The 12,322-nt window shown below is 69.7% G+C and carries 9 protein-coding genes; 7 read left to right on the top strand and 2 right to left on the bottom strand.

Annotated elements, in window-relative coordinates:
- Nucleotides 1-102 precede the first annotated feature (102 nt).
- From ACZ5VQ_RS44810 to holA, 5 genes are all read left to right on the top strand, one after another.
- Nucleotides 103-2,748, top strand: a complete 2,646-nt coding sequence (locus ACZ5VQ_RS44810; RefSeq protein ID WP_469110047.1) for a ComEC/Rec2 family competence protein — start codon at nucleotides 103-105, stop codon at nucleotides 2,746-2,748.
- A gap of 4 nt (nucleotides 2,749-2,752) precedes the next feature.
- Nucleotides 2,753-3,574, top strand: coding sequence for an arylamine N-acetyltransferase family protein (locus ACZ5VQ_RS44815; RefSeq protein ID WP_469110028.1), 822 nt, complete (start codon nucleotides 2,753-2,755; stop codon nucleotides 3,572-3,574).
- Nucleotides 3,575-3,752: 178 nt separating this feature from the next.
- Complete coding sequence (locus ACZ5VQ_RS44820; RefSeq protein ID WP_469110048.1) at nucleotides 3,753-4,643, top strand: YceI family protein; 891 nt, start codon at nucleotides 3,753-3,755, stop codon at nucleotides 4,641-4,643.
- Nucleotides 4,644-4,779: 136 nt separating this feature from the next.
- Nucleotides 4,780-5,025: a hypothetical protein gene (locus ACZ5VQ_RS44825; RefSeq protein ID WP_189837892.1), complete on the top strand. Its 246-nt coding sequence runs from the start codon at nucleotides 4,780-4,782 to the stop codon at nucleotides 5,023-5,025.
- A 495-nt stretch (nucleotides 5,026-5,520) separates the two neighbouring features.
- Nucleotides 5,521-6,507, top strand: coding sequence for a DNA polymerase III subunit delta (gene holA / locus ACZ5VQ_RS44830; RefSeq protein ID WP_469110029.1), 987 nt, complete (start codon nucleotides 5,521-5,523; stop codon nucleotides 6,505-6,507).
- A 580-nt stretch (nucleotides 6,508-7,087) separates the two neighbouring features.
- Here holA and rpsT read toward each other — a convergent pair.
- Nucleotides 7,088-7,354 (bottom strand): 30S ribosomal protein S20, encoded by a 267-nt coding sequence (gene rpsT / locus ACZ5VQ_RS44835; RefSeq protein WP_143632071.1) that lies wholly within the window; start codon nucleotides 7,352-7,354, stop codon nucleotides 7,088-7,090.
- A 256-nt stretch (nucleotides 7,355-7,610) separates the two neighbouring features.
- On the opposite strand from rpsT, the gene lepA reads away from it, so the two are divergent.
- Nucleotides 7,611-9,479 carry a translation elongation factor 4 gene (gene lepA / locus ACZ5VQ_RS44840; RefSeq protein ID WP_307524494.1) on the top strand — a complete coding sequence of 623 codons (1,869 nt, stop codon included), beginning with the start codon at nucleotides 7,611-7,613 and terminating at the stop codon, nucleotides 9,477-9,479.
- 308 nt (nucleotides 9,480-9,787) lie between these two features.
- Nucleotides 9,788-11,662, top strand: a complete 1,875-nt coding sequence (locus tag ACZ5VQ_RS44845; RefSeq protein WP_469110030.1) for an AMP-dependent synthetase/ligase — start codon at nucleotides 9,788-9,790, stop codon at nucleotides 11,660-11,662.
- Between the two features lie 57 nt (nucleotides 11,663-11,719).
- On the opposite strand, the gene ACZ5VQ_RS44850 is transcribed toward ACZ5VQ_RS44845, so the two are convergent.
- Entirely contained in the window at nucleotides 11,720-12,304 is a 585-nt protein-coding gene (locus ACZ5VQ_RS44850) for a response regulator (protein ID WP_469110031.1), read from the bottom strand.
- Nucleotides 12,305-12,322: the final 18 nt, after the last annotated feature.

The following is a 12,322-nucleotide window of genomic DNA, read 5'->3' on the forward strand; positions in this document are numbered from 1 at the left end:
GGCCCGGAGAGGCATGGTCCGGCCGGGCCCGGCGCCCGGCAGGCCTCCCCGGCGCCCGGCGTGCCCAACGGCGCTCTGCGGTCCGACGACCGCCGCCCGGGCGTGCACGCGACGTCCGGCAATCCGCTCGGTGCCGCGCATCCTCGCCAAGAGGCGCCGACGGATCTGCGGTTGGTGCCGCCGGCGCTGGCGGCGTGGGCGACGGCGGCGTTGGCGCTGGACGCGCCGCCGGGGTGGGTCATCGGTGTGGTGATCGTCTGCGTGGTCGTGGCCGGTGGGTTGTTGGCCACCCGCCGAAGCCGCGCGAGCGGTGAGCCGCGGCCGCATCATCGGCCGGAGCCGCATCATCAGCCGGAGCCGGAGCCGGAGCCGGAGCCGGAGCCGGAGCCGGAGCCGGAGCCGGAGCCGGAGCCGGAGCCGGAGCGAGGAGGTGGGCGTGGGCCGCGGGGCAGCATGCGGCGAGGCCGATGGCGTTCCTGGCCGAAGGTCTCTGTCGCGGCCGTGTTGCTCTGTGTCGCGGCGGCGGCTGCCTCCGGCGGTCTGCACGGCGCGGACCTGCGGCGTGGACCCGTCCCGGAGCTGGCGCGACAGTACGCCCAGGTGACCGCCGAGGCGGAGGTCACCTCGGACCCACGGCTGACACGCCCGCGGATCAAGGGCAACCACGCGGCTCCGACCGCCATCCTGCTCAACGCCGAGGTCAGACGGGTCGAGAAGCCGGACGGGACGGTGGCGGAAACCCGAACGCCGGTGCTGCTGATCGTGGACGCGGGTGCGGGTGCGGGTGTGGGGGCGGTCCGTGAGCGACAGGGTTCGCCCTGGCTCTCCCTCCTGCCCTCCACGAGGGTGCGTGTGACGGCGCGGGTCGTGCCCCCGCTCGGAGACAGTGACCGGATCGCGGCGGTGCTGCGCGTACGGGGCAGTGGCCCGCCGCGAGTCGTCGGGCAGCCGTCGGACACGCAGCGGTTCGCCGGAGAACTGCGAGGCGGGCTGAGGGCGGCGACCGACGAGCTGGAGCCGGACGCACGGGCGCTGTTGCCGGGCCTGGTGGTGGGGGACACCTCACGGATCACGCCGGAGCTGGACGAGGCGTTCAAGGCGACGGATCTCACACACATCCTGGCGGTGAGCGGCGCCAACTTCACGATCCTGCTCGCCCTGCTCATCGGGCCACCAGGTCGTGCCCAGCAGGCGGAGCGCCGAGGGCTGGCACCGAGGCTCGGCATCCCGCTGCGGGCGACCGCCCTGGCCGGCGGGGCGCTCACGCTCGGCTTCGTCATCGTGTGCCGGCCGGACCCGAGTGTGCTGCGAGCCGCGGCCTGCGGATCGATCGCACTGCTGGCCATCGCGACCGGCCGCCGCCGATCACTGATCCCGGCGCTGGCCACGGCGGTTCTGCTGCTCGTGCTGTACGACCCCTGGCTCGCCCGCAGCTACGGCTTCCTGCTCTCCGTGCTCGCCACCGGAGCCCTGCTCACGCTGGCCCCGCGGTGGAGTTCCGCGCTGCGGAGACGTGGGGTGCCACCGCGGTGGGCCGAGGCGTTGGCGGCAGCGGGGGCCGCGCAGGCGGTGTGCGCGCCGGTGGTCGCCGTTCTCTCGGCCCGGGTGAGCCTGGTCGCGGTTCCGTGCAATCTGCTGGTCGAGTTCGCGGTCGCGCCGGCCACGGTGCTGGGCTTCGCGACCCTGGCCACGGCTCTCTGGGCGATGCCGGTCGCCAAGGCGTTGGCGTGGTGCGCGAGTTGGCCCGCAGAGTGGATCGCGGACATCGCCCGCGCGGGGGCAGCGTTGCCGGGCGGAGGCGTGGACTGGCCGGGCAGTTGGACGGGCGCGCTGCTGCTCGCCCTGGTGATCGCCGTTGTGGTGCTGGTCGGCCGCAGGCTCCTGAGACACCCCTGGCTCAGCGCGGCCTGTGGAGTGCTGCTCCTGCTCGTGATGGTGCAGCCACCTCCTCTCACCAGAGTGATCACGGGGTGGCCGCCGCCCGGCTGGCGGTTCGCGATGTGTGATGTGGGACAGGGCGACGCGACGGTGCTCGCGGCGGGCGACGGCAGCGGTGTCGTGGTCGACGCGGGACCGGACCCGACGCTGGCCGACCGGTGCCTGCGCGCGCTCGGCATCACACGGATCCCGCTCGTCGTACTGACCCACTTCCACGCGGACCACGTCGCCGGGTTGCCGGGCGTGCTGCGCGGGCGATCGGTGGGCGCGATCGAGACGACGGGCTTCGAAGAGCCGCCGGACCAGGCGGAGTCCGTCCACCGGCAGGCGGCGGCCCGGCGGATCCCGGTGACGCGGGCGGTGGCGGGGGAACGGCGTCGCACGGGTGGGCTCGACTGGCAGGTCCTGTGGCCGCCACCGGAGCGGGCCGCCCCGGGACCCGAGGGGCCGAACGACGCGAGCGTCACCCTGCTCGTACGGTCGGCGGGGCTGACGCTGTTGATGCTCGGAGACCTCGAACCACCGGCACAACAGGCACTGCTGAGATCACCGGCGGGCGCCGGCCTGGGCAGTGTGGACGTGCTCAAGGTCGCCCACCACGGGTCGGCCTACCAGGACCCGGACCTCATACGCCGGGTGTCGCCGCGCCTCGCCCTGATCTCCTGCGGCGCCGACAACCCGTACGGGCACCCGGCGCCGAGCACGGTGGCGGCGCTGCGGGCCGGGGGTGCGGAGGTGCTGCGTACGGACGAGGACGGGGCGGTCGCCGTGGCAGGAGGCGGTGAGCGCCTGCTGGTGGCGAGAGACTGAGGGCATGAAACCCGCACAGGCTGATGCCTACCTCCGCCGTATCGGCGCCGCCCACCCCGCCTGGCCCACCGCCGACGTACTGCGTGAGCTCCAGTTGCGGCACCTGTTGACCGTGCCGTTCGAGAACCTGTCGATCCATCTCGGCGAGGAGATCGTGCTGGAGGAGGAGCGGCTGCTGGACAAACTGGTGGGTTCCCGGAGGGGCGGTTTCTGTTACGAACTGAACGGGGCGTTCGGGATGTTGCTCGGGGCGCTGGGCTTCGATGTGACATTGCTCGCGGCGCGCGTGTACGGGGAGGAGGGGCGGCTGGGGGTTCCGTTCGACCATCTCGCGCTGCGGGTGCGGACGGTGGACGGGGGCGACTGGCTCGTCGACGTCGGCTTCGGGGCGAACAGCCACTATCCGCTGGCGTTCGGGGAGAGGGGCGAGCAGACGGATCCGGGCGGCGCGTTCCGGGTGATCGTGGCAGGGGCGGATCCGGCGGGGGTGCGAGGGAACGACAGGCGGTTCGGGGACCTGGACGTCGTGCGGGACGGCAGGTCGCAGTACCGGCTGGAGACCCGGCCGCGGGTGCTCGGGGACTGCGTGGCCGGAGCCTGGTGGCACAGCACCTCGCCGGCCTCGCACTTCACTCAGTCGCTCGTCTGCTCGCGGCTCACCGAGGACGGCGGGCGCATCACGCTCAGCGGACGCACGCTCACGGTCACGGACCCCGACGGCGGGAAGGAAGGGTCGGATCTGGCCACGGACGAGGAGGTGTTGACGGCGTATCGGGAGCGGTTCGGGATCGAGCTGGAGCGCGTCCCTGTTGTCAGGAATGGCTAATCCTGAGGGAAGAACATGAACGGGGCCGCTAATTCGGGCTACTCGTGCGTAGTACCAGCACATGTGCTGGATTCCTGCGATGTAGTCGTCTGTTGCCTCGAAAGTCGCATCAGTGGTCGAATACCTCCTCGGCAACGGTGATTTCACAACGTTCGTGTCGCGCGAGGGTGGGTCGCAGATGGTCGGCAGCTGGCTGGGGAACCGTTCGAACCGTTCAAACCGAACGCAACGGGCGGATCGTGTCGCCGCGGTGCCGATGCCGGACGGGGCCGGAGTGCTGAGCTGCCGGGTGTTGGATCCGGTCAACCAGCCGGTGCCGCATGCCGAGTTCGTGGTCACGGACACGTCGGGGCGAAAAGTGGTCGGCGGGGGGCTGGATCCGTTCGGGTCGTTCACAGTGACGGTGCCGGCGGGCGAGTACCGGCTCGCGGTGTCGGCCGAGGGGTACGCCCCGTTCCGGGCGAACGCCACGGTGGAGGAGAACGCGCTGGCCTCGCTCGGCGAAGTGACGTTGCAGGTCGCCCGGCCACCCGCACTGCCCCGGCCGGGGGACTGGGAGATCGAGCCGACGCACTCCACGATCGGGTTCACCGCCCGGCACATCGGGCTGGCCAAGGTGCGTGGCAGGTTCAACACCTTCGCGGGGGTGATACGGCTGGCCGATCGTGCCGAGCAGTCGGCCATGCATGTGGTGATCGACGCGTCGTCCATCGACACCAACGTGAAGATGCGGGACGACCATCTGAGGTCCGCGGACTTTCTTGACGTCGACCGGTTTCCGACGCTGGAGTTCTACAGTGATCGGTTCGCGCACCGGGGCGGCAGCCGGTGGGCGGTCACCGGGGCGCTGTCGCTGCACGGGGTGACGCGGACGGTCACGCTCGACACGGAGTATCTCGGCGTCGGCAACGGCATGGAGGGCGAGGTGCGGGCGGCCTGCAGGGCCAGTACCGAACTGCGCCGCGACGACTTCACGGTGAGCTGGCAGACGATGCTCGCCCGGGGGATCGCCGTGGTCGGCCCGAGCATCACGGTCGATCTGGACGTACAGATCGTGCCCAAGGGTTGACGGGGCCGGCGGGGTTGACGGGCTGACGGAACTGCCCTGTCTGGCAGGTCTGCCTCGTCCGACAGGCCTGACCTGGTGTTCTGCTGATCGACCGCCCTCGGGGCGGAGCCTTGCCCGAGTACCGGAAAATAGCCGGGTGAGCGATGTGAGACATGTACTGGTCCTGCCCGACCGCGATGCCGCGCACGAGGCGGCGGAGGCGCTCGGGGAGCGGTTCGCACTCGACGAGGAGCCGCAGCTCGTACGGGACGCCCTGGCCGGCGAGGACGACGCCGAGGACGCGCAGTGGCTGCTGGTCCTGCGGGATTCGGAGGGGCGGCTCGATGCGGGGGAACTGGACGAGTTCGCGGGGGAGTGGGACGGGTGGCGTGAGGAGCCGTAGGCCGTCGTCGCGGGTGAAGCCCACTTGCGCGGTGTGGGCCCACCGCGTGGGTGTCGGCCACTCGTGAAGGTCGGCCTGTTCCACGGCTGACGGTCACCGCGTGATCGTTGGCTTGTCCCCGGCGGGCGTCGGTCACTGCATGACCGTTGGCTTGCCCCATGGTCGATAGCCCTGCGCGTGGCTGGTGGCCCTCCGCGCGGTCGGTGGCCCTGCGCGTGGGTGGTGGCTTTCCGCGCGGTCGGTGGCGCTTCGCATGGCTCGTGGGTTTCCGTACTGTCGGTGGCCCTTCGCGTGGCTGGTGGCCCCTCCGCGCGGTCGGTGGCTCTCCGTGCGGCCGTAGGTCTACCGGACGGCCGTCGCTCGCCTGTCGAAGCGCTGGTGCCTCCTACCGCCGTCGCTTGCCCGCCCAGCCGCCGGTGCCCCTACGGGCTCCGGGTCGCCCCCCGGTTCATGGGCGGAGTCCGTTGTCAGTGGTGCGTGGGATGCTTGGGCGCGATGGCCAGGAACTCTGCACAGGACAACCCGCTCGCCCCCGTCACGATCGCCGTCGGGCAGGAGGACCTCCTGCTCGACCGCGCCGTGCGGGAGGTGGTGGTCGCCGCGCGGGCCGCCGACGCGGACACGGATGTACGGGACCTCACGTCGGACCAGTTGCAGCCGGGCACGCTCGCCGAGCTGACCAGTCCGTCGCTCTTCGCGGAGCGCAAGGTCGTAGTGGTGCGCAACGCCCAGGATCTGTCGGCCGACACGATCAAGGACGTGAAGGCGTATCTGGGCGCCCCCGCCGAGGAGATCACGCTCGTGCTGTTGCACGCGGGCGCGGCCAAGGGCAAGGGGCTGCTCGATGCGGCACGCAAGGCGGGGGCGCGGGAGGTCGCCTGCCCCAAGATGACGAAGCCGGCGGATCGGCTGGCCTTCGTGCGGAGTGAGTTCCGGTCGCTGGGGCGGTCCGCCACGCCTGAGGCCTGCCAGGCCCTTGTCGACTCCATCGGGAGCGATCTGCGGGAGCTGGCGTCCGCCGTGACACAGCTTGTGTCGGACATCGAGGGGACGATCGACGAGGCCGTCGTTGGCCGGTACTACACGGGCCGGGCCGAGGCTTCCAGCTTCACGGTGGCGGATCGGGCGGTCGAGGGGCGGGCCGCGGAGGCGTTGGAGGCTCTGCGGTGGTCTCTGGCGACCGGGGTCGCGCCTGTGATGATCACGAGTGCGTTGGCGCAGGGGGTGCGGGCCATCGGGAAGCTGTCGTCCGCTCGTGGGGGGCGGCCTGCTGATCTTGCTCGGGAGCTGGGGATGCCGCCGTGGAAGATCGATCGGGTGCGGCAGCAGATGCGGGGGTGGACTCCGGACGGGGTTTCCGTTGCGCTTCGGGCGGTCGCGGAGGCCGATGCCGGGGTGAAGGGTGGGGGCGATGATCCCGAGTACGCCCTTGAGAAGGCCGTCGTCGCCATTGCGCGGGCGGCTCGCGCGCGCCGCGGATAGCTGCCGCCAGGCGTTTTTCGCCCCCGCCGCCCCTACCCATTCCCGTCCCTTCCTCAGGGGCTCCGCCCCCGAACCCCCGTATCGCGCTGAACGCGCTCGTCCTCAAACGCCGGACGGGCTGGGTGGGGGCGGACGTGGGTGGGTGGGGTGACCGGGGTGGGTGGGAAGTCGGCCTGAACGGTCTCGTCCTCAAGCGCCGGACGGGCTGGGTGGGGGCGGACGTGGGTGGGTGGGGTGACCGGGGTGGGTGGGAAGTCGGCCTGAACGGCCTCGTCCTCAAACGCCGGACCGGCTGAAAAGCGCCGGACGGGCCGAGTGCGTCACACTCCCTCCAGCCCTCCAGCCCTCCAGCCCTCCAGCCCTCCAGCCCTCCAGCCCTCCAGCCCTCCAGCCCTCCAGCCCCACCCACGCCAAAGGCCCCGGCACTCGTCCTGGGGAAGGGCGAGTGGTCGGGGCCTCGGGTTGTGCGGGGGACTCGTACCCGCGTGGCGAACGCAGATCGCGTACGAGTCGGGGTGCCGGTCGGGAGCGGATGAGAGAGGGCCCGCTCAGGTCCTTCCGGCGGTCAAATCAAGTGAGTTCAGCCCTTGAGGGAAGAGACCTTGGAAGCAAGCGCCGACTTCTTGTTGGCGGCCTGGTTCTTGTGGATGACGCCCTTCGAGACAGCCTTGTCCAGCTTGCGCGAAGCCTCGCGCGCGGCCTCCGTGGCCTTCTCGACGTCACCCGCGGCAGCAGCCTCACGGGCCTTGCGGATCGCGGTCTTCAGCGAAGACTTGACGGCCTTGTTGCGCAGCCGAGCCTTCTCGTTGGTCTTGATCCGCTTGATCTGGGACTTGATGTTCGCCACGAATGAGCCTTCTCAGGTTCTGGCACGCGAGAAACGAGAATCGGGAAACGGAAATACGCCTCACGCGCTCGCCTCATGCACCGTTTGGTTTCTTGAGGATGTGCCTCCTGCAGAGAGGGCATGAGACACAGCTGTTCAGGCTACCAGTCACCGCACGAGTGGCCCAAACCGGTCGCACGCCCCCGCCCGTGGGACCATGGAGCCTACGTATCGATCCGACCCGAGGCGACAGGCGCCTCAAGAGACAGGACCCTGCGTGCCCGCGATCCCTAACAATGTGCCCGAGCCGAGCCGCACCGCCCCGGCTCTGATCCGCAATTTCTGCATCATCGCGCACATCGACCACGGCAAGTCCACGCTCGCCGACCGGATGCTCCAGCTGACCGGGGTGGTCGAGCAGCGGCAGATGCGCGCTCAGTACCTCGACCGGATGGACATCGAGCGCGAGCGCGGCATCACGATCAAGTCCCAGGCGGTGCGACTGCCCTGGGCGCCCACCGACGACCCGGGCAACACCCACATCCTCAACATGATCGACACCCCCGGGCACGTGGACTTCACGTATGAGGTGTCCCGGTCGCTCGCGGCCTGCGAGGGGACCGTGCTTCTCGTCGACGCGGCTCAGGGCATCGAGGCGCAGACTCTCGCCAACCTCTACCTGGCGATGGAGAACGACCTCAAGATCATCCCCGTACTGAACAAGATCGACCTGCCGGCCGCCCAGCCGGAGAAGTTCTCCGAGGAGCTCGCCAACCTCATCGGCTGCCAGCCCGAAGACGTGCTCAGGGTCTCGGCGAAGACCGGCATCGGTGTGGACGCGCTCCTTGACCGGGTCGTCCGTGACGTCCCGGCCCCGGTCGGGGTCGCCGATGCGCCGGCCCGCGCGATGATCTTCGACTCCGTCTACGACTCGTACCGGGGTGTGGTCACGTACGTCCGTGTCATCGACGGGCAGCTCAATAAGCGCGAGCGCATCAAGATGATGTCGACCGGCGCCACTCACGAGCTCCTTGAGATCGGCGTCTCCTCCCCCGAGATGACGCCGGCCGACGGCATCGGCGTCGGCGAGGTGGGTTACATCATCACCGGCGTGAAGGACGTCCGTCAGTCCAAGGTCGGTGACACGATCACCAGCAAGGACAAGGGCGCCACCGAGGCCCTCGGCGGGTACAAGGATCCCAAGCCGATGGTCTTCTCGGGTCTGTATCCGCTGGACGGTTCCGATTACCCGGACCTGCGCGAGGCGCTGGACAAGCTCCAGCTCAACGACGCCGCCCTGGTCTACGAGCCGGAGACCTCCGCGGCTCTCGGCTTCGGCTTCCGTGTCGGCTTCCTCGGCCTGCTGCACCTCGACGTCATCCGTGAGCGCCTGGAGCGCGAGTTCAACCTCGAACTCATCGCCACCGCGCCCAACGTGGTCTACCGCGTGATCATGGAGGACGGGAAGGAGCACACGGTCACCAACCCGAGCGAGTTCCCCGAGGGCAAGATCGACAAGGTCTTCGAGCCGGTCGTCCGGGCCACGATCCTCGCTCCCAGCGAGTTCATCGGCTCGATCATGGAGCTCTGCCAGACCCGCCGCGGCACCCTCCTGGGCATGGACTATCTGTCGGAGGATCGCGTCGAGATCCGCTACACGCTTCCCCTCGCCGAGATCGTCTTCGACTTCTTCGACAACCTGAAGTCCAAGACCCGCGGGTACGCCTCCCTGGACTACGAGCCCACCGGTGAGCAGGACGCCTCGCTGGTGAAGGTCGACATCCTGCTGCACGGCGACCGCGTCGACGCCTTCTCCGCCGTCACGCACAAGGACGCGGCGTACGCGTACGGAGTGCGGCTCGTCGCCAAGCTGCGCGAGCTCATCCCGCGCCAGGCCTTCGAGATCCCCATCCAGGCGGCCATCGGGTCCCGGGTCATCGCTCGCGAGACCATCCGCGCCATCCGAAAGGATGTCCTCGCCAAGTGCTACGGCGGTGACATCTCCCGTAAGCGGAAGCTGCTGGAGAAGCAGAAGGAAGGCAAGAAGCGGATGAAGATGGTGGGCTCTGTGGAGGTTCCGCAAGAGGCCTTCATCGCCGTTCTGTCCAGCGACGACGCGGCCGGCTCGGGCAAGGGCAAGAAGTAGCCACCGGCCCGGTCGTCCGACGGCCGCGCAATCACGGGCCCGTCGCGCTTTCGCGCGGCGGGCCCGCCGCGTCAACGGACTGCCGCGTTCCGCCCACGCTCTGTAGGAAGTGACAGCACGCCGCCCCTTACGCACCGGGCGGACGGGCTTTACTCTGATCACCACTCGTTGGTTACTCGTGAGTTAAACAACGGGTGCGCTGAGCCAGTCGCCAGTGAGTCACCAGCACCAATCTGCCCCTGAGCCAACTGTCAGAGCCAACCGCAATCAGCCAGCCACACGCACTGTCGCGGGCCCCGGAGGATGTCGTGAGCGACACACAGACCCTGATCGAGAACCGTCCGCCGTCCGTGGCGGCCCTCTTCCTGGAGCGCGTGGCGGCGACGCCGGACGCGGAGGCGTACCGCTACCCGGTGCCGTCGGCCTCGGGCGAGGGCCCGGACGACTGGAAGTCCCTGAGCTGGGCGCAGGCGGCCGACCGGGTCTACGCGATCGCGGCCGGTCTGATCGAGCTGGGTGTCCAGCCGGAGCAGCGCGTCGCGCTCGCCTCCTCGACCCGCGTCGAGTGGATCCTCGCCGACCTCGGCATCATGTGCGCGGGCGCGGCGACGACGACCGTGTACCCGCAGACGAACGCCGAGGAGTCGGCCTTCATCCTGGCCGACTCCGAGAGCAGGGTGCTGATCGCGGAGGACGCGGCGCAGCTCGCCAAGGCCCAGGAGAAGCGCGATGACCTGCCCGAGCTGACCCATGTCGTCGTGATCGACCCGGCCGGCGTGGAGTCCAGCGAGTGGGTCCTCACCCTCGCCGAGCTGGAGACCCGCGGCGCCGCGTACCTGGAGAAGAACCCCGACCTGGTCAAGGAGAAGGTCGGGGCGATCACCAAGGAGCAGCTGGCCACCCTCATCTACACCTCCGGCACCACGGGCCGCCCCAAGGGCGTCCGGCTGCCGCACGACAACTGGTCGTACATGGCGAAGGCCATCGCCGCGACCGGTCTGGTCGGCCAGGAGGACGTCCAGTACCTGTGGCTGCCGCTCGCGCACGTCTTCGGCAAGGTGCTCACGTCCGGCCAGATCGAGGTCGGGCACGTCACCGCCGTCGACGGCCGCGTCGACAAGATCATCGAGAACCTGCCGGTCGTGCAGCCGACGTACATGGCGGCCGTGCCCCGTATCTTCGAGAAGGTCTACAACGGGGTCGCCGCGAAGGCCCGTGCGGGCGGCGGCGCCAAGTACAAGATCTTCCAGTGGGCCGCCGGCGTCTCCCGCGAGTACGCGAAGGCCACGCAGGACAACTTCCGCCGCACAGGCACCGCCTCCGCGCCCTTCGGCCTCTCGGCCAAACACAAGGTCGCCGACGCGCTCGTCTACGCCAAGATCCGCGAGGCCTTCGGCGGCAACCTGCGCGCCTGCGTCTCCGGGTCGGCGGCCCTCGCGCCCGAGATCGGCTTCTTCTTCGCGGGCGCCGGCATCCACATCCTGGAGGGGTACGGGCTCACGGAGTCGTCCGCCGCCTCCTTCGTGAACCCCGGCGAGGCGTACCGCACGGGCACGGTCGGCAAGCCGCTGCCCGGCACCGAGGTGCGGATCGCGGACGACGGCGAGATCCTGCTGCGAGGCCCCGGCATCATGGAGGGCTACCACGGGCTGCCGGAGAAGACGGCCGAGGTGCTGGAGTCCGACGGCTGGTTCCACACCGGTGACATCGGCGAGCTGTCCCCCGACGGCTATCTGCGCATCACGGACCGCAAGAAGGACCTCATCAAGACCTCGGGCGGCAAGTACATCGCGCCCGCCGAGGTCGAGGGCCAGTTCAAGGCCGTCTGCCCGTACGTGTCCAACATCCTCGTGCACGGCGCCGACCGGAACTTCTGCACCGCGCTCATCGCCCTCGACGAGCCGTCGATCCTCGGCTGGGCCGCGGACAACGGCCTGTCGGGCAAGTCGTACGCCGAGGTCGTCGCCGCCCCCGCGACGGTCGAGCTCATCGACGGCCACGTCAAGACGCTCAACGAGGGCCTCCAGCGCTGGCAGACCATCAAGAAGTTCAAGCTCCTCCCGCGCGACCTCGACATCGAACACGGCGAACTGACACCGAGCCTGAAGCTGAAGCGCCCGGTGGTGGAGCGGGAGTACAAGCACTTGATCGACGAGATGTACGCGGGGTCACGCGAGGCCTAGCCCCGCAGAGGGTTCTCCGCGAGGCGCAGGTGTCTCGGAGCGTTGTCGGGGGCGGGGTCACAGACCCCGCCCCTTTCGCATCTCACGCAGCTGGTCCTCCAAGTGGCGTATGTGGTGGCGCAGTTCGACCACGTCCTTGAGGTCGCTGGTCGCCAGGTGGGTCTCGATCGCGCGCAGGCGGTCGGCGAGTTCGTCGAACTGTGCCTGCTCGCGGGCGAGCATCCGCTCCAACTGCCGGTTCTTTCGGTGCAGATCGAGGAAGACGGTCACCTTGGCACGCAGCACCCAGGGATCGAACGGCTTGGTGAGATAGTCGGCGGCGCCGGTCGCGTACCCGCGGAACGCGTAACCCGCGTCGGAGTCCGTGCCCGTCAGGAAGATGATCGGTACGTCCTTGGTCTGGTCGAGCCGCTTGATGTTCGCGGCCGTCTCGAAACCGTCCATGCCCGGCATCCGAATGTCGAGCAGAACGACGGCGAACCGTTGGCGCAGCAGCGCCTTCATCGCCTCCTCGCCCGAACGGGCGCGTACGAGCGGTTCGTTGAGGGACCCCAGGACGGCCTCCAGCGCGATCAGGTTGTCCTCCATGTCGTCCACGAGGAGGATGCTGGCGCGCTCGTCGGTCGATGCCTCAATGCTCATGGTGATTGACTGCCTGCC

The organism is Streptomyces sp. NPDC033178 (genome assembly GCF_055577685.1).